The organism is Streptomyces sp. NPDC059371 (genome assembly GCF_042751995.1).
Lineage (GTDB): Bacteria > Actinomycetota > Actinomycetes > Streptomycetales > Streptomycetaceae > Streptomyces.
In genome coordinates this window covers 131,511-148,407 of record NZ_JBHYXD010000004.1, presented here as the reverse complement: position 1 = coordinate 148,407, position 16,897 = coordinate 131,511, and the positions used below count along the sequence as shown (strand labels likewise).

Here is a 16,897-nt window from a genome sequence, read left to right as displayed (position 1 = left end):
GCCCGGGCGTTCGGCCCCGGGCGGGCCCCCCACCCGCGGGCCGGGGTCCCCCCCCCCCGGCGGGGTGCCCACCGGGGGGCCGGGCGCCGGGGGCCCCCCCCCCCCGCCCCCCCCTCCCCCGGCTACCAGCCGACGGCGACCAGCAACCACTGCGGGCTGCCGTGGGAGATAAAGGAGGACTGGCCCGCCACGTCGTCGTAGGGGAAGCCGTATGCGAGGTTGTTGATGGCGTTGTCGTGCCAGAACTTGGCGTAGTAGTTGGCGGGTGCGGCCTTGTAGTACTGGGCGGGATCGCCCTGTTGGGAGGCCGGCAGGGTCGCCACATGCCGGTTGAGCGCGGCGCACATGTCGGGATTGCTCGCGAGCGCCGCCGCGCAGCCGAAGATGTCGGAGGTGGCCGCGTTCACGCCCACGGACTGGGCGTAGGAGGTGAAGTAGCCGGCGTTGGCGCCGCCCGCCCGGAAGCTCGGGTCGCTGCCGGGCGCGATGATCCGGTACGGGGACTGGGTCTGGGCCAATACCTTGAACTGGTCGGGGACAGCGGCCGTGAAGCGCTGGAAGGTCGTCGCGCGGTCCTCGGCGAAGGTCTGCCGGTTCTCGCCGACCTCGACGTCGTACCCGCCCTTGGAATGCAGGCGCATGGCGATCTTCAGGCCGAAGGCGTCGACGCGTGTGGTGTTGCCGTTGAACACATTGCTGCCGACGGTGAATTCGATGAAATCGTAGTAGGAGCTTGTCGGTGAGCCGAGGTAGAAGTACATGCGGCCCGCGGAGTTGGCCGGCATGTCGAGGTAGGGCTGCTCGGCGATGGAGTGGACCTGGCCGTTGAAGCTCCAGTACACCTGGCTGTCGGGGTACTTGCCGTTGGTGCGGTTGAGGACCTTCACCTCGACGGCGTTGTTCGCGGCGGGAATGTCGCTCGTGCTGCCCCAGAAGTCGTCCGGCGGGGTGGTGCTTCCGGGCCCGTACACCTGGAACTCCCACAGGGAGTAGCCGTACGGGGTGGCCCGCGTGGTTCCGAGGACGCGTACGTATCTGCCGCTGCCGGTGACGCTGATGTTCTGGGTGCCGCCGGTGCCGGTCGTCGTGGAGTACACGGTGGCCCAGGTGCTCGCGTCGGTGGAGGTCTGGATCTGGAACGCCTTGCCGTAGGCGGCCTCCCAGTTCAGGGCGACGCGGGTGATCTGCTGGACCGACCCGAGATCGACGCGCAGCCATTGGGGGTCGGCGAAGGCCGAGGACCATCGGGTGCCGGTGTTGCCGTCGACCGCGGCTCCCGCGGGGAAGGAGCCGTTCTCGACCGAGGAGGCCGTGGCGGGCCGTCCCTGGGACAGCAGTTGGTCGGCGGCGTGCGCGGGTGCCGGACTCAGGAACGCGACGCAGGCGGCGAGCAGGACGACGACGAGACCGAGTGCGGTACGGGCCCGAGCGGTTCTGCCCGACGATCGCCGGGGAAGGGCGCTGGCGCTGACTAAGGACTGCATGCGGGATCTCCTCATGCCGGGTCGGCGTGTGTGGGGGCGGAGCAACAGCAGACGGAGAGCGCTCTCTCCGGGTTGTATCCCCGCATGTTCCGGACGTCAACAACTGAAGCTGAAATAAAGGGAGTTCCCGCGACGAGCCCCCACGGAGCCCCCTCCGCCGCCGCTTGCGCCTCACCCAGGACCCGCCGCGTTCGACCCCCGACGACGCGACCGGCTCACGCCGGGCCGAGCATTCAAGAGTTGGCCGCGTCGAGGGGGGCACGGCAGGACGGTCCCGTGCCGCCTCCTCGACCGCTGCGGTGCGGCCCTCGGCCCACCCCTCGGTTCAACCGGCAGGAGCCGGCGACTTTGATCGTCCGCGATCCCGGCTTCTCCGAGCGGACGGAGGAGGACGACTCTCGTCATGGTCCCAACGCCACAGTGAACGCCCTTGGGTACCAGAGGGTCCGAACTCCGCGAACGAAGGCACCCTGCCACCGGGCCGGACCAGCACGACGGCCTCGCCCGAGGTCGGATCCACGTCCATGACCCAGTCGTCTTCGGCTTGCTCGTGATCGTGCCACGAGCTCTCGCCGATTCTCAGAGAATGCCTTCCACAACACGGCCTACCTGAATCATAATCAGACAATCCGCACCGTCGGCGGATGTCCTTTGAATGTTTCACCGAGCCCATGAAGCGATCATGGCCACTCCGGAGGAGGGGACTCCGGAATCGCATCCACCACTTGATGGACCTCTTTTCGGAGGACGTGCATGGCGCAGGCTCGCGGTCGGAACATCTGGGACAGGGCCTTCGAAGATGCCATTGCGCCGGACGGAGCGAGCCGGAAAGCCTACGATAAAGCGGTTGCGAACTGGCTGCGCCAGGACAATGTCCGCGTCCTGCTGGACCGGCAACCGGAAGCGGTCGCCGCAGGGGTACGCAACGCCCTGCTGGAGCCCTTTCATGCCCGCCAGGTAATGCTCCAATTCGAGGATGAGATTGTCCAATACTTTGCCTGGCTGGACACCTACAGAGCAGCAAAGACAGAACTGCGATCGAATGCCGAAGGAATATTCCGCCGACCTTCGACCTGGGTTTACCTGGCCATCGCCACCGCCTTCACGGTCATATTCATCAAGGCCTGGGGTATCCAGCTCGGATTCGCAGGCGCGACCGCACTGGCCATCATTTCCGGCTCGCGGTCCGCCACGCACACCATGAGAAGCCGGACCCGACACAGCCGGGACAGGACCCCACGAACTTCCGTCATCACACCTCTTGCAAATTCGATAGCAGTCGTCTTTTTCTGGGTCTCCACCAGTCGTGCGAGGTCTTTCTGGCACCGGAGCATGCGCACACGTACACCGGTCGCTTATGTGCATTACGTGGTCGAGCGGCTGAATCATGGTGGAGTTTACCCGGATTCCGGCCGGCCCAGTTCCGTTGGTCTTCGCCTCACAGCCGACCGGGGCCGCGTTGTCCCCTGGCGTGCCGCTGTCGAGTTGAGCGAAAAGATTTCACAGCTGGACGGGGGAACCCTCGCGCTCAGCGGGCCACGCGGTTCAGGCAAGACGACCCTATTGGAGGGTGCCCTCACAACCGCGACCTTACCCGTCTACGCTCACACACCGGCAAGCTACGCACCGCAAGAGTTTCTGCTGAATCTCTTTGTCGACGTCTGCGAAGGCTACCTGCGAATGCGCGGGATCTCGGTCCCGTCCTACAAGCGAGTATCCGTTCTCTTCGGGAGCGGGCGGGTACGTGCCGTTCACCTGGGCACCTTGATATGGCGATGCATCATCTGTCTCGCGGCAGCAGGAATGCTGGTCATCGCCGCGAAAGGTGGCGCCGAGTGGGTCGCACAATCTCAAGGGTTCGATGTCGGCTCCCGAGCCGTGAACCTATGGAAGCACATTTCCGAGTTCTATGCGACGACCGTCACCGGACAGTCTCCATACATTCTGATTCTTCTGGCGATCTCGGCAGTTATCGCCCTTCGAGTCGCGATGGTTAAGGGTCTCGTCGATTACCTTCGCTTCATACTCCGGGCCATATATCTACTGGGCGCCATCGTTGCGATATATACCGTGATGGCGCCCTACCGAAGCGTCCGGGAACTCTTCTATTCACTGCCTTCCCTACTGGACATCGGCAATATTCTCGACAACCCTGTCGTGACGATCCTAGTCCCGTTCACTATCGACATGGGAACCCGCATCGGGCGACTCCGGACCAATCCGGAGAAAACTCAAGCCTGGTCCCAGGCAGTTGTCACTGGATATATTCTTTCCGGCTTGTCCATCCTTCTCTACTATTCGCAGGGCGGCAGGCAGGTTCCCACGTTGGAGGTTCGAGCCCTCACCCGGCTCGCCTTGGTGATAGCGGCCGTCGCACTTCTCTTCGCCGCACTGAGAAAGCCTATGCGTCGCGCATATCCACTCGCTCGCCAGTGCCGGGACCAATTGCACCGCCTGCGCACTGTACAGACAAAGACAACGTCCTGGAATCCCGCGGTTCAACAGTTCGGGAGTCTGGCAGGGGGCTCATCCTCCGGCTACTCGACTCTGCCGCCGAATTACCCTGAGTTGGTTTCTGACTTTCGTCGACTGCTGAGCAGCATCGCACAGGAGATCTACGAGGAACGCGGGACATGCATTATTGCCGTCGATGAACTGGACAGGCTCGGAAGCGCAGACGCCGCGATCGGCTTCCTCAATGAACTGAAGGCGGTTTTCGGAATTCCTTACGTCCATTTCCTGCTGGCGGTTGCCGACGACGTCGGAGCCACCTTTGTGCGGCGCGGTCTACCCAATCGTGATGCCACGGACTCGACCCTAGACGATATCGTTCACGTGATCAATTTCAACGTGGACGAAGCACGTGCGCTGCTGCTTCGCCGCGTTCCGAATCTCGGGGATTCCAACATTCTTTTTGCGTACGCGCTCTCCGGCGGACTCCCTCGGGACCTGGTCCGCTACTGCCGTCGCATCGTCGACCTGCATCGGTCCCTTCCCGCAGAGTCCGCCGACAGTGTCATACGACTCCTGGCTGCTGAAGAGTTGACGCAGGTGCTCGGAGGTTTCCGACTCCTGCTGGCGAAACTTCCACTGACGACACAGAGCGGGGCAGCCCTTCATCTGCTGCGCAAGCTGATATTCGAGACAGGGAATCGCCGACGGTCGAGTGTGGCATCGCTGGAGGAATCACTCACGGCATTGGTGCGTCATGGCCAGGCAGCACCCCAAGGGGACGGTGTCCGTGGCCTGCCTGACGAGGAGGGCGCTCTGATAGCCGAGGCATCGACATTCGCCTACTTCCTGCTCACTGTCCTGCGGATCTTCATCAGCCCCAATCTGATGAGCCGGGTACACATATCGACTCCCGAGGAATGGCGTGGCCATCCGGCGCATCTGGCCGAAGCTCGTCTGGAACTAGGAGTCTCCGCCTACAGCGCTCAACGCGTGATCAACGATTTTCGCGACGCGTGGGGAATGGAAATACTCCTGGGAGACCCGGCCTGAGAGGAGCCGGCCCGCCTGGCCGGACCGCCGTGCGGTGCTCGCCGCGGCTCCGGCTCCGGCTCCGCGGGACTGAGCCGGCGCAGTGAGCATTTTCAGCGTGGCCACTGTTCGGGTGACGGTGGCAGGGTGAGGGCGAGGTAGGTCCGCAACAGACAGGGCTCCCGTGCCGTTGAGCTGTCCGGCAGAGCGCTGAGGCTGTTCAGCACTACGGCAGCATGCGGGACCAGCAGCGCCAGGCCGACCACGTCGGCGGGTCCTCGGGGGGCGCCGGTCTGCGTGGCGGGTTCTGCTGCGGCTTTCAGTGGGCGAGCGGCATTTCCGTAGAAGCCAGCAGGTCCGGGCCCGGTGCCGGGCGGCTGGTGTCGCGTACCAGCGGGTGCAGCCGCGACCGGCAGCGCGTCCAGCCCGGCCGAGGGAGCGCCACGTCAACTCGACACTTCCTCCCGTCGCCGGTCATCGCCGGCCGTGGCGGGGATGGCGTTGTCGATGAGGACGGCGGCGATGGCGGCGGCGGTGGGGAAGGCGTCGGCGTTGAGGACACGGGTGCGGGCCGCGGCGCCGTCGATGAGCAGCGCGAGCTGCTCGCCGAGCTGTTCAGGGTCGGCGGCGCCGGCTTCGCGGGCGGTGTCGGCGAGCCGCGCGGCGACGGCTTTCTTGTAGTCCCGCGCGTACTGGGACGCGGGGTGCTGGGGGTCGTTCAGTTCGACGGCGGCACCGATGTAGGGGCACAAGGGGGTGGTGGTGGGGATGTCGAAGGCGGCGAGGAGTCGCTCGCGTGGCGTGAGGTCAGTGCGGTCGAACACGCCGGACAGAACGGAGGGGTCGAACCGGCGCAGGTACTCGGCGACGAGTTCGTCCTTGCCAGTGAAGTGCTGGTAGGCCGTGCGCTTGGACACCTCCGCCACCGCACAAAGCTGGTCCATGCCGGTGCGGTTGATGCCCTGCTCGCGGAACAGCTGCTGGGACGCGCTGAGGATGCGCTCGCGGGCGCCCCGGCCGCGGCGGCGGCCCGTGGGGCCCTTCTCCAACTCCGTCATGGCTCCACCTTACCGCAACTGGGTAACGACCGGTGTACATAGTTTGCGTCCTCACCGCCCGCCCCGTACCGTAAGCACACAGGGTGGTGTACATAACACCGTCACCCCAGGTGCGCACGGCACCACCGACCCAAGGGAATGGCTATGGGAAAGCTCGACGGCAAGGTCGCGGTCATCACAGGCGGCTCCACCGGCATGGCGCTGGCCGGCGCGAAGCTGTTCGTCGATGAGGGAGCGCACGTCTTCATCACCGGCCGCCGCCAGGGCGCCCTGGACGAGGCCGTGAAGCAGATCGGCCGCAACGTCACCGGCGTCCAGGGCGACGCCTCCGACCTGGAGGATCTGGACCGCCTGTACGACACCGTCAAGCGGGAGAAGGGCAGCCTTGACGTGCTGTGGGCCAGCGCCGGAGGGGGCGAGCCTGCCCCGCTCGGCGAGATCACCGAGGCCCAGTTCGACACCTGGTTCGGGCTCAATGCCCGCGGCACCCTGTTCACCGTCCAAAAGGCCCTTCCGCTCTTCAACGACGGCGGCTCCATCCTCATGACCGGCTCCAACGCCTCCCTCGGCGCCTTCCCCGGCTGGAGCGTCTACGCCGGCAGCAAGGCCGTCCAGCAGGCATGGGCCCGAATCTGGCTCAACGAGCTCAAGGACCGCCGGATCCGCGTCAATGTCCTGACCCCCGGCCAGGTCGCCACCGCCAAGCAGGAAGAACTCTTCGACGAGGCCACCAAGCGCCAGTTCGAGTCCCTCATCCCCCGCGGCCAGATGGGCCGCCCCGACGAGATCGCCACCGCCGCGCTCTTCCTCGCCTCCGACGACTCCAGCTACGTCAACGGCATGGAACTCGTCGCCGACGGCGGCACCACCGCCATCTGAACCGAACAACACACAATCAGGGCAGGACATCTCATGAGCAGCATCAGCATCATCGGCACCGGGAACATGGCCCGCACCATCGGCGAGCGGGCGATAGCGGGCGGCAACACCGTCGAGGTCATGGGCCGCAATCAGTCCAAGGCCGCTGACCTGGCTAAGGCTCTCGGCGGCGGCACCACGACGGGAGAATGGGGGACCGCCCCGGCCGGGGACATCGTCATCGTGGCCCTGTTGTACGACGGTGTCGTGCCGGCCGTCGCCCAGTACGGAGACGCTCTCGCGGGCAAGGTCATCGTCGACATCAGCAACCCCTTCAATTCCACGTTCGACGGGCTAGCCCACCGCGAGGAGACCTCGATCGCGCAGGAAGTCGCCAAGGCCGCCCCGGCCGGCGCCAGTGTGGTGAAGGCGTTCAACACCATCTTTCGTCATGTCCTGGAGAAGGGGCGGCCCGACGTCTTCCTCGCCGGCGATAACGCGCAGGCCAAGGCAAGTGTGGAGGCGTTCATCGAGAGCCTCGGGCTGCGCCCGCTGGACGTCGGCGGCCTGAAAATGGCGCACTGGCTGGAAGGAGCGGGCGTGGTCACGGTGGGCCTCGCCAACCACGGGGTGGGGAACTTGAACTTCGCCCTCAGCATCACCGAACTTCCCGTCTGAGCAAACGATTTACTGAGCCTTTCGGAGCGGCTGCCGATCGGGGGACGGAGCTGGCGTGAGGGCGGGGTGCGCAACGCACAGGGCTCCCGTGCCGTTGAGGGAGGTGTCCGTTGCCTCAACTCAGCAGCACAGGAGCCCTGTTGGTTCCCTACCCGGCCGCACTCGACCTCCCGCACACCCTGGTCGAGTGGGTCACGATGCTCATCGTCACCCGTGAGGGTGACAGGCGCTGCAAACTCCCGCCGCACCGGCGCGCACTCGTCGCGCTGGTGTACCTGCACCGCCACGACACCCTCGCCCGGATCGCGGCCGGCTTCGGGATATCCGTCGGCACCGCCCACGCCTACGTGACCACCGTCACGAGCCTGCTCGCCGACCGGGCCCCGGGCCTGCTGAAGACGCTGCGCGAGTACGGTCCCGAGTTCGTCCTTCTGGACGACACCCTCGCCGAGTGCGACCGCGTCGGCGGCAGCCGCGCTGATTACTCCGCCAAGCACCGCCGCCACGGCGTGAACGTCCAGGTCGTAACCGATCCGATCGGCGAGGTTCTGTGGATCTCGCCCGCACTGCCGGGCCGCACCCACGACCTGACCGCGGCCCGCACCCACAAGATCATCCGGATCTGCGAACGCCAGGGTGTCCCCATCCTCGCCGACCGCGCCTACACCGGTGCCGGGCCTGCACGTCACCACTGGCCTGAGACGTCCGCCCGGCGGGAACTCACCCCCACCCAGCGCACCGTGAACCGCGCCCTCGCCCAGACCCGAGCTCCCGTCGAACGCGGCATGGCGCGACTGAAGTCCTGGCAGATCTTCCGCAGATCCCGCATCAGCCCAAACCGCATGACCATCATCGCCAAAGCCATCCTCACCCTTGAGAGGCAACGCTGAAAACGCTCAGTGGTCAGCGACCGGCGCTGAACCGGGCCGGGCACTTGGTGGCCGGGATCATCCTGTCGTCCGCGCCCTCGTCCGCCGTGCGGCCCCGTACTGACGTGCCAGCACTCCCAACAGCGCCGGTACGGAAGGACGCGCGCCGCCCGCAGCCAGGTCGCCGCCCTTCCGGCTGACCGCGTCCAGCCGGAGCTTCTGCACCTGGAGGAGCGCGGTGATGAAGGGGCGCGTCCCTGGTGGCACCAAGTCCGTCAACTGCCTGCTCGCGGAAAGGCGCGGGCGCACCAATTCGACCTGTTCCTGAACCAGTTGCCCCAGGCGCGCACGGACGGCATCCGTGGGGCTCCGCAGAACCTCGACGGACAGGCCATGACGCTCCAGATCCTTGCCCGGGATGCCGACCTGCCCCGCACCCGCGTCTTCGGCGAGATCGTCGAGGAAGTCGATGCGCTGCATGGCCTCGATGAGATCACGGCAACGCCGTACGAACACCTCGTCCTCCCCAGGGTCCCCTCGCTCCAGCAGACAGACCAGGAGCATGAAGGCGGGCAGCGAGTATCCGTCGACGTAGGACTGCAGCTCGTCCTCGGTGTCGAAGCCCGTGTAGTCGACCTCGTGTCGCGCTCCCCGTAAGAAGTCCTCGACGTATTGCCGTAGTTGGGGGTGCCGGTCTGCCGCGTCCACGAGCGCGCGGAGCGTCGCATCGGTGGCGGTGGCGCCGTCGAGTGCTGCACGCGTGGCGGACGCCCACGACTGCAGCGCCGCACCGCGCGCTGCGCGTGTACCGGTGTCGATGCGCTCGTCCGTCTCGTGCATGAAGGCGACAGCGGCGATGACGGGTGGATGCAGGCGTGCCGGGAGCAGGAGCCGGACGGTCAGATACTCCGCGGTCCTGAACCGCCGTACGAACGTCCGCTGTCGGCCGTACGCGGTCCGCAGGTCCGGTTCGGTGATGCCGGCCTCGCGCAGCGTGCGGGTCCACGTGGGCATGTCGCGTTCCTTACTCTGCCGCCGACTTCCGGGTCGGAAGTGTGCCTGTGAAGGGTACGAGTTCGCCCGTCGAGCACGTGGGCGACCGTCGGTCAGCCGGTCGGCCCTGCAGGTTCGCTGCATCGCCGGAAGAAACTCGCGCGAGTTCCACAGCAGGGGAGGCAGGAGTCGAACCTGCGACGTCCGGATTTGGAAGCCGGCGCTCTGGCCTCTGAGCTACACCCCTTCGACACGTGCCAGCTTGCACGGCCTGCCCGGTTCGAATCCACGGGTTTTCCGCCTCCTCGGATCCGGTGGAGTCCGTCCCGTACAATTTGGGTCCGAACGATCAGGGGAGCGTGCCCGTGCCCGGCCATCGGTCCATCACCGAAGCGGAAAAGCTGGCAGCTGCGAAGCTGGGCGGCATCCCGATACACCGCGAGCAGATGGCGGTGGTCGCGAACATCTACCGCGCCGCCTCCTCGGTCCGCCAGCACTTGGAGAACTCGGTCCTGCGCGACGCGGATCTGACCTGGACGTCCTTCGTCGTGCTCTGGGTGGTCTGGGTCTGGGGCGAGTCGGAGACCCGGCACGTCGCCGAGGAGGCCGGGATCTCCAAGGGCACGCTCACCGGCGTCTCGCGGACCCTGGAGGGACGGGGGCTGATGACACGGGCCGGCCATCCCTCCGACGGCCGGCTGAAGCTGCTCAGTCTCACCGACGAGGGCGAGTCGCTGATGCAGCGACTGTTCCCGCGGTTCAACGAGGAGGAGGCGTTCGTCGCCTCACGGCTCAGTGACGAGGAGTGCCAAACCGTCGCCGAAGGACTGCGGCAGGTCGTGCGCCAGGTCGAGGAGCAGGGCGAGGAACGCCGCCTCACCCTCCTCGACGGCGCCGAACCGGCACCCCGCCGCAGCGGCCGCAGGGCGAAGAACTGAGGGGCGCCCCCGCAGCCCAACACTCCCGAAGCCCCAGAGCCCCAGAGCCCCAGAGCTCCAGAGCCCGACAGCCGCACGGCCCCACGGCCGCACGGCCGGATCAACGTCCCTCTCCGGATCAGCGCCGCTCGCCCGCCGCACGGACCAGCGCGTCGAACAGCGCCTGCTGGACGGAGTCCTCAGGGGCTGTGTCCTCCGGGTGCCACTGCACGGCCGTGAACCACCCTTCGGCGTCCGGGAGTTCGAGGCCCTCCACGGTCCCGTCCGCGGCGCGCGCGGCGACCGTCAGGCCCGGGCCGAGGCGTTCGACCCGCTGATGGTGGTAGCAGGACGCCTCCACCTTCTGCGCGCCGGTGGCCCGCTCCAGCAGGGTTCCGCCCTCGACGGCCACCGGGTGCACGACGTGCCGGTGTTCGCGCTCGGGGCCGCCCATGTCCTGTTCCAGGGTGCCGCCGAGGGCCACGTTGACGACTTGGAGGCCGCGGCAGACCGCCAGCAGAGGGATGCCCAAGTCCAGGGTCCGGCGGGCGACTTCGAGGTCGAAGGCGTCCTGGAGGTCGTCGACGTCGTAGACGCTGCCATGGGTGTCGGCGGCTCCGTAGCGGTGGGGAGCGAGGTCACCGCCACCAGGGAGCAGAACACCGTCGAAGCGGGCGAGACGGGCGCTCACGTCCGTGACGGCGGGATCGGCCGGGTGGATGGTCGCCGGCTCGCCACCGGCCCGCCACACCGCCTCGATCAGGGCACGGGCGTTGACCTCGGCGGCGTACCGAAGGGCGGACGTCGTCTCGGCAAAGCGGGCCGGAACGGCGATCAGGGGGCGCGTCACAGCTGGATCCAGGTGGTCTTGAGTTCGGTGTACTTCTCCAGGGCGTGGGCGGACTTGTCGCGGCCGTTGCCCGACTGCTTCATGCCTCCGAAGGGGACGGTCAGGTCGCCCTCCTCGTAGCAGTTGACCCAGACCGTGCCGGCCTTCAGTGCGCGGGAGACCCGGTGCGCGGTGGAGAGGTCGGAGGTCCACAGTCCGGCGGCGAGGCCGTACTCGGTGTCGTTGGCCAGGCGTACGGCCTCGTCCAGGTCGTCGAACGTGAGGACCGACAGGACCGGGCCGAAGATCTCCTCGCGGGCGAGCCTCATGCCGGGGTCCACCCGGTCGAAGACGGTCGGCTCCAGGTAGCTGCCGCCGGTGCCGGTGAGGGTGCGGGAGCCGCCGGTGCGCAGCCGGGCGCCGTCGGCCAGACCGGCGGCGATGTGGACCTGTACGCGCCCCAGATGCGCTTCGCCGACCAGGGCGCCCATCTCGGTGGACGGGTCGAGGGGGTCGCCGATCCGCAGCTCACGTGCTCGTCGTACGACGGACTCGGTGACCTGTTCCGCGATCGAGGCGTGTACGAGCAGCCGGGAGGGGGCCGTGCACATCTCGCCCTGGTTGAAGAAGATGCCCCAGGCCGCGGTGGCGGCCGCCTTCTCCAGGTCGGGGGCGTCGGGAAGGATGATGTTCGGCGACTTGCCGCCCAGTTCGAGCCATACGCGCTTGAGGTTGGAGTCGGCGGCGTAGTGCAGGAAGTGGCGGCCGACGGCGGTGGAGCCGGTGAAGGCGAGGACGTCGACGTCCGGGTGGAGGCCGATGGCCCGGCCGGCCACCGGTCCGGTGCCTCCCACGACGTTGAGGACGCCCGGCGGCAGTCCCGCCTCGGTGGCGATCCGGCCCAGGAGGAGCGCCGACAGGGGCGAGTTCTCCGAGGGCTTGAGGACGACCGTGCAGCCGGCGGCGAGCGCGGGGGCGACCTTCCAGCCGGCGAGGGTCAGGGGGAAGTTCCACGGCACGACGGCGCCGACGACTCCGGCCGGTTCCCGGGTGACCAGGGCGAGCGCGTCCGCGGCGGTGTGCGGGGACTCGTCGGTGAGCTTGTCGGCCAGTTGCCCGTACCAGCGGAAGGTGTTGATGAGGGCGCGCAGTTCGATCTCGTACGCGTCGGTGATGGGCTTGCCCATCTCCAGGCTGACGGTGAGCGCGAGGTCGGCGCGGCGTTCCTGGAGGAGGTCGGCGACGCGCAGCAGCGTCGCGCCGCGCTCGGCGGGCGCGAGGCGCGGCCACGGGCCGGTGTCGAAGGCGCGGCGGGCGGCGGCGACGGCCGCGTCCACCTCGGCGGTGCCCCCGTCGGCGACCTGGGTGAGCACCTGGCCGTCACGGGGCGAGACGGCGTCGAAGCCGGCTCCCGAGCCGTCCTCGTCGGCGCCGTCGATGTGATGGGCACCGGAGAGGTTCAGGGACTTGGCCCGGAGCAGCCACTCCTCGTGGGTGACGTCCGTCATGCGGGACCTCCAAAATATTATTTGAACCCAAACGATAGAGTCGGCGCGGAGCCATCACAAGGGCCCGAGGAATCGATTGCCGACAGGTCCGAGGACCCGTCGGGGAAGGGAGCGCGAGGTGCGCGCACTCGTCGTTCAGCACGACCACGTGACGGAGCCGGGGCTGGTCGGCGCCCGACTGGAGGAGCGTGGATACGACCTCACCGTCGTGACGGTCGTCCCCGAGCACCGCCACCGGGCGCCGGACGTCGCGTTCGACTTCCCCGACGCCGACGACTGGGATGCCATCGTGTCGCTCGGCGCCCCGTGGTCGGTCTACGACCGGACGGCCGTCGGCACCTGGATCGACGGCGAACTCGCGCTCCTGCGCAAGGCCCACCATCTCGGCGTCCCGGTGCTCGGCGTCTGTTTCGGCGCCCAGGCGCTGACCACCGCGCTCGGCGGCCATGTGGAGGCGTCGCCATGTCCGGAGATCGGCTGGGTCGAGGTCGCCACGGACGATCCGTCCCTGGTGGTGCCGGGCCCTTGGTTCCAGTGGCACTTCGACCGCTGCGTCCTGCCGCCGGGTGCCGAGGTGGTGGCCCGTAACGAGGTGTGTGTCCAGGCCTTCAGGACGGAACACGCTCTGGGTGTGCAGTTCCATCCGGAGATCACCACCTCGATGGTGCGCGGCTGGATCGAGGCCGGCGGCGCGGAGCAGTGCGTACGCCATGGCGTGGACCCCGGCGAGCTGCTGGCGCGGAGCCGGGCCATGGAACCCATGGCCCGGACGAACGCCCGCCGGCTGGTGGACGGTTTCCTCGGCCGGTCGGTGAACCGGGCCGGGTGACCGGGCCCGCCGACCGGCGTGCGGCGGACCAGGCCGGGTGACCGGCCCGGTCCGTTTCAGCCTCGGGTGGCACCCGCCTTTTCGCGGGTGAAGCGTGCCGCCGCGAGGCCCAGGAGGAGGACGACCGGGACGGTCAGCTCCAGCACGAGAGCGGTGCTGCCCTCACCCCCGATGAGCGTGGTGAAGTTCTGGACGATCAGCCAGATCGCCCCGGCCACCCCGAGGGCGCCCAGGGACGGGGCGATCAGGGTGTTCCACGGCCGGGTGTCCAGGCGCTCGCGGCGGAAGAAGGCCACCACGGAGACCGAGGTCAGCAGGTACAGCGCCATGATGCCGAGGACGGCGACGCCGCTGCCCCACGAGAACAGGGTGAGCACCGGGTCCTTGCCGGCCAGCGCGAACGGGACCACGAGCACGACCGCGATGGCCGTCTGGACCCAGCCGGCCACGCTCGGGGAGTGGCGGCGGTTGATCGACGACAGCTTGCCGGGCAGCAGTCCGTCGCGGCTGAGCGAGAACAGGTAGCGGTTGGCGGAGTTGTGGAAGGCGAGGATGCCGGCGAAGAGGGAGGTGGCCAGCAGGACGGGCAGGACGTCGTTGACCCAGGTGCCGAGCAGGTCGGCGATGGGCGCGAACACGAAGCTCGTCGAGTCACCGCTCTCCAGGGCCTTGCCCGCCGCCGCGGACACCTTCGAGGGGCCGTAGGAGGAGACCAGCATCCAGGAGGCGAAGCCGAAGAAGCCGGTGACGAAGGCGACGGCCGCGTAGGTGGCCCGCGGGACCGTCTTGCGGGGTTCGCGCGCCTCCTCCCCGTAGATCGCGGTGGCTTCGAAGCCGATCATCGACGCCACGGCGAACATGAGCGCCACACCCGGGGCACCGTCGAAGGCCGCGCTCGGCGAGAAGGACTCCGTGAAGGCCAGCCCCTCGGGGCCGCCACCCTTGAAGAAGGTGACCAGCGCGAAGACGCTCAGGATGCTGAACTCCGCCAGGACGAAGACCGCCAGTACCTTCGCGCCCATCTCGATGCCCGCGCTGCCGAGCACCTGGACGATCACCATCGTGACCAGTGCGCATGCCCACCAGGGCACGTCCAGGCCGGTGTAGTGGGCGAGCAAGCTGTTGACGGTCGCGCCGTACAGGCCGTACATGGCGGCCTGGATCGCGCAGTACGCGAACAGCGCGACGCCCGCGCTGCCGGTGCCGACGGTCCGGCCGAGGCCCTTGCCGATGTACGTGTAGAAGGCACCGGCGTCGACGACGTGCCGGCCCATCGCCACGAAGCCGACGGAGAAGAGCAGGGTGATCAGACCCGCCACCACATAGGCGGCGGGCGCCCCCGCGCCGTTGCCGACGCCGACGGCGATCGGGACGGCTCCCGCGACACCGGTCAACGGCGCCTGGGCGGAGAGGACGAAGAAGAGAATGCCCAGAACGCCGAGCGAGTTGGGCTTGAGCTTGCCTGCTGTGGGGGCGTCGGCCACGGTCTGGTTCACGACCGCTGTCTGACTGTCCACTCGGATCACCTGCCAGGGAGGAAGAGGGATTCGTTTCAGGCCAAACGAGTTGCCTCATACTGAGCTGGAACTATCCGTTTGACAAGGGCCTGAGCCCGGTTTCCCCGCCCGGAACGCGACAGGCCCCGGACGACAGTCGTCCAGGGCCTTGAAACGCGCGGGCAGGAGCCTCAATCGCGGCTCTCGGCGTCGGTGTTCCGCCGGTCCTCCAGCAGCCGGAGCAGCGACCGCAGCTCCTCGATGGCGGAGTCGGTGATCTCGGGGCCGCCGAAGACGAGTTGGTGGAGCACCAGGCCGTCGAGGGCGGCGAAGACGAGCCGGGTGAGCGGCTGCCCGGCACCGTCGGGCAGCATGCGGGACAGCTCGCGTCCGGTGGCGTCGAAGTACTCGTCGTACAGCGCTCGCAGATGCGGAAGGAGTTCGGGACGGCGCCGGGCCTCCAGGAGCAGCTCGTACTGGAAGGACTGTATGTCCGGGTCGGCGGTGACCATCTCGGACACTCCCACCGAGAAGTCCTCGATCCTGCCGGTGCCGGGCTCCAGCGCGCTGGTGTTCAGGGAGGTGCGGATCGCGTGCGCGACCGCCTCCTCGATGAGCGCGTCGCGGGAACCGAAGTGGTGCACGACCAGCCCGTGCGTGGTGCCCGCCTCCTCCGCAACGGCCCGGTAGGTGAGCCGGCGCAGCCCGCCCCTGGCCACGACGCGCACGGCGGCGTTGAGCAGGGCTTCGCGGCCCTCCCCGTAGTTCATGCGCCGGCGCGGCTTGCGGGCCTCAGGAGTCTCGGCGGATTCGGTCATGGCTGCGACCCTACCCGCCTGTTTCCGCGCCCCGGCACAGGCCCGACCGGGGCCCAGGACCGGTCCGGGGACCCGCCGGCGAACCCGCTCGTGCCCGTGTCGGCGTACTCGCGCCAAGGGCTGGGACCGGGGCTGGGATCGGGGCTGGGGCCCGGACCGGGGCTGGGGCGCCGTACCGGGCGTCCTTCTCCGTGACACCCGGTACGGCGCGCTCGCGTCGCCCGCATCAGCGCCGGGGCGGGCGGATGCCGCGGAACTCCCAGTCCCCGCCGAGCGCGGTGGACAGGACCTCTTCGGACTCGGTGGGCTGGGCGCCGACGTCGCCGCGGATCGGGGTGGGGCCGGTCACGATGTGGTTGGTGAGCCGGCCCAGGCCCTCGACCTCGACCTCGACGACGTCACCGGGCTGTACGGGGCGGGAGTTGGCCGGGGTGCCCGACAGCAGGACGTCGCCGGGGTACAGCGTGATGGTGCGGGCGATGTCGGCGACGAGGTAGTGCATGTCCCACTGCATCTCGTCGGTCGAACCGTCCTGCACCACCTCGCCGTTGACGTACGTCCGCAGGCTCTTGCCGCGGAAGTCCCAGTCGGTGACCAGGCCGGGGCCGAGCGGGCAGAGGGTGTCGGAGCCCTTGACGCGGAGCATGGAGCCGGCGTCGGTGTCCCGGAAGTCGTGCAGGCCGTAGTCGTTGGCGACGGTGTAGCCCGCGATGTACTCCCCCGCCTCGGCCGGGGAGATGTTGCGTGCCGTCCGCCCGATCACGATGGCGACCTCGCCCTCGTAGTTGAGCCACTTGCAGCCCTCGGGGCGGACGATGGCGCCCTTGTGGGAGTTGAGGGAGGAGGTGGGCTTGTGGAAGTACGTCGGGGTGTCGGGCAGGGTGATCCCGAACTCGTCGACGCGGCTGCGGTGGTTGAGGTGGACGGCGATCACCTTGGAGGGCACGACCGGGGGCAGGTGGTGCGCCTCCTCGGTCTTGACGCGGCGGCCGTCTCCGGCGACGAGTTCGTCCCCGTCGACGGTGACCTGGACGGCGGCGCCGTCGAGGAGGATGCGGCGGTATTCGGGCATGGCGG

General features: G+C 68.3%; 14 protein-coding genes and 1 tRNA gene. 6 read left to right on the top strand and 9 right to left on the bottom strand.

Going from position 1 to position 16,897, the window contains the following annotated elements; genetic code table 11:
- Positions 1 to 122: 122 nt before the first annotated feature.
- On the bottom strand, positions 123 to 1,484 hold the full coding sequence (locus ACFXGX_RS04235; RefSeq protein WP_384784476.1) for a beta-1,3-glucanase family protein: 1,362 nt from the start codon (positions 1,482 to 1,484) through the stop codon (positions 123 to 125).
- 753 nt (positions 1,485 to 2,237) lie between these two features.
- On the opposite strand from ACFXGX_RS04235, the gene ACFXGX_RS04230 reads away from it, so the two are divergent.
- Positions 2,238 to 4,988 (top strand): P-loop NTPase fold protein, encoded by a 2,751-nt coding sequence (locus tag ACFXGX_RS04230; protein ID WP_384784474.1) that lies wholly within the window; start codon positions 2,238 to 2,240, stop codon positions 4,986 to 4,988.
- Between the two features lie 425 nt (positions 4,989 to 5,413).
- Here ACFXGX_RS04230 and ACFXGX_RS04225 read toward each other — a convergent pair whose 3' ends face one another.
- The gene (locus ACFXGX_RS04225) at positions 5,414 to 6,025 is read right to left on the bottom strand and encodes a TetR/AcrR family transcriptional regulator (RefSeq protein ID WP_384784472.1); all 612 of its coding nucleotides are present in this window, start codon (positions 6,023 to 6,025) and stop codon (positions 5,414 to 5,416) included.
- A gap of 144 nt (positions 6,026 to 6,169) precedes the next feature.
- Here ACFXGX_RS04225 and ACFXGX_RS04220 point away from each other — a divergent pair, with 144 nt between their 5' ends.
- From ACFXGX_RS04220 to ACFXGX_RS04210, 3 genes are all read left to right on the top strand, one after another.
- The gene (locus ACFXGX_RS04220) at positions 6,170 to 6,904 is read left to right on the top strand and encodes an SDR family NAD(P)-dependent oxidoreductase (RefSeq protein WP_384784470.1); all 735 of its coding nucleotides are present in this window, start codon (positions 6,170 to 6,172) and stop codon (positions 6,902 to 6,904) included.
- Positions 6,905 to 6,937: 33 nt separating this feature from the next.
- Positions 6,938 to 7,561 (top strand): NADPH-dependent F420 reductase, encoded by a 624-nt coding sequence (locus ACFXGX_RS04215; RefSeq protein WP_384784468.1) that lies wholly within the window; start codon positions 6,938 to 6,940, stop codon positions 7,559 to 7,561.
- Positions 7,562 to 7,701: 140 nt separating this feature from the next.
- Positions 7,702 to 8,451 (top strand): transposase family protein, encoded by a 750-nt coding sequence (locus ACFXGX_RS04210; protein WP_384784588.1) that lies wholly within the window; start codon positions 7,702 to 7,704, stop codon positions 8,449 to 8,451.
- A gap of 57 nt (positions 8,452 to 8,508) precedes the next feature.
- Here ACFXGX_RS04210 and ACFXGX_RS04205 read toward each other — a convergent pair whose 3' ends face one another.
- Together ACFXGX_RS04205 and ACFXGX_RS04200 are read right to left on the bottom strand one after the other, a co-directional pair.
- Positions 8,509 to 9,444, bottom strand: coding sequence for a phytoene/squalene synthase family protein (locus tag ACFXGX_RS04205; RefSeq protein ID WP_384784466.1), 936 nt, complete (start codon positions 9,442 to 9,444; stop codon positions 8,509 to 8,511).
- Between the two features lie 153 nt (positions 9,445 to 9,597).
- Positions 9,598 to 9,670 (bottom strand) — tRNA-Trp (locus ACFXGX_RS04200).
- A 118-nt stretch (positions 9,671 to 9,788) separates the two neighbouring features.
- Between ACFXGX_RS04200 and ACFXGX_RS04195 the strand changes: the two genes are divergently transcribed.
- Positions 9,789 to 10,361, top strand: coding sequence for a MarR family winged helix-turn-helix transcriptional regulator (locus ACFXGX_RS04195; RefSeq protein ID WP_384784464.1), 573 nt, complete (start codon positions 9,789 to 9,791; stop codon positions 10,359 to 10,361).
- A gap of 118 nt (positions 10,362 to 10,479) precedes the next feature.
- Here the strand turns inward: ACFXGX_RS04195 and ACFXGX_RS04190 are convergent, their stop codons facing one another.
- Entirely contained in the window at positions 10,480 to 11,190 is a 711-nt protein-coding gene (locus ACFXGX_RS04190) for a gamma-glutamyl-gamma-aminobutyrate hydrolase family protein (protein WP_384784463.1), read from the bottom strand.
- Positions 11,187 to 12,677 (bottom strand): aldehyde dehydrogenase, encoded by a 1,491-nt coding sequence (locus ACFXGX_RS04185; protein ID WP_384784461.1) that lies wholly within the window; start codon positions 12,675 to 12,677, stop codon positions 11,187 to 11,189. The genes ACFXGX_RS04190 and ACFXGX_RS04185 overlap by 4 nt, the downstream gene beginning before the upstream one ends.
- A 118-nt stretch (positions 12,678 to 12,795) precedes the next feature.
- Here ACFXGX_RS04185 and ACFXGX_RS04180 point away from each other — a divergent pair, with 118 nt between their 5' ends.
- On the top strand, positions 12,796 to 13,506 hold the full coding sequence (locus tag ACFXGX_RS04180; protein ID WP_384784459.1) for a type 1 glutamine amidotransferase: 711 nt from the start codon (positions 12,796 to 12,798) through the stop codon (positions 13,504 to 13,506).
- Between the two features lie 56 nt (positions 13,507 to 13,562).
- On the opposite strand, the gene ACFXGX_RS04175 is transcribed toward ACFXGX_RS04180, so the two are convergent.
- The 3 genes from ACFXGX_RS04175 to ACFXGX_RS04165 form a co-directional block, all read right to left on the bottom strand.
- Positions 13,563 to 15,023, bottom strand: a complete 1,461-nt coding sequence (locus ACFXGX_RS04175; RefSeq protein WP_384784457.1) for an APC family permease — start codon at positions 15,021 to 15,023, stop codon at positions 13,563 to 13,565.
- 170 nt (positions 15,024 to 15,193) lie between these two features.
- Positions 15,194 to 15,820: a TetR/AcrR family transcriptional regulator gene (locus tag ACFXGX_RS04170; RefSeq protein WP_384784455.1), complete on the bottom strand. Its 627-nt coding sequence runs from the start codon at positions 15,818 to 15,820 to the stop codon at positions 15,194 to 15,196.
- 226 nt (positions 15,821 to 16,046) lie between these two features.
- Positions 16,047 to 16,892 (bottom strand): fumarylacetoacetate hydrolase family protein, encoded by an 846-nt coding sequence (locus ACFXGX_RS04165; protein ID WP_384784453.1) that lies wholly within the window; start codon positions 16,890 to 16,892, stop codon positions 16,047 to 16,049.
- Positions 16,893 to 16,897 lie beyond the last annotated feature (5 nt).

Coding starts and splice junctions, on each gene's coding strand:
- ACFXGX_RS04235 (WP_384784476.1), bottom strand. CDS start 1,484: ATGCAGTCCTTAGTCAGCGCCAGCGCCCTTCCCCGGCGATCGTCGGGC.
- ACFXGX_RS04230 (WP_384784474.1), top strand. CDS start 2,238: ATGGCGCAGGCTCGCGGTCGGAACATCTGGGACAGGGCCTTCGAAGAT.
- ACFXGX_RS04225 (WP_384784472.1), bottom strand. CDS start 6,025: ATGACGGAGTTGGAGAAGGGCCCCACGGGCCGCCGCCGCGGCCGGGGC.
- ACFXGX_RS04220 (WP_384784470.1), top strand. CDS start 6,170: ATGGGAAAGCTCGACGGCAAGGTCGCGGTCATCACAGGCGGCTCCACC.
- ACFXGX_RS04215 (WP_384784468.1), top strand. CDS start 6,938: ATGAGCAGCATCAGCATCATCGGCACCGGGAACATGGCCCGCACCATC.
- ACFXGX_RS04205 (WP_384784466.1), bottom strand. CDS start 9,444: ATGCCCACGTGGACCCGCACGCTGCGCGAGGCCGGCATCACCGAACCG.
- ACFXGX_RS04185 (WP_384784461.1), bottom strand. CDS start 12,677: ATGACGGACGTCACCCACGAGGAGTGGCTGCTCCGGGCCAAGTCCCTG.
- ACFXGX_RS04170 (WP_384784455.1), bottom strand. CDS start 15,820: ATGACCGAATCCGCCGAGACTCCTGAGGCCCGCAAGCCGCGCCGGCGC.
- ACFXGX_RS04165 (WP_384784453.1), bottom strand. CDS start 16,892: ATGCCCGAATACCGCCGCATCCTCCTCGACGGCGCCGCCGTCCAGGTC.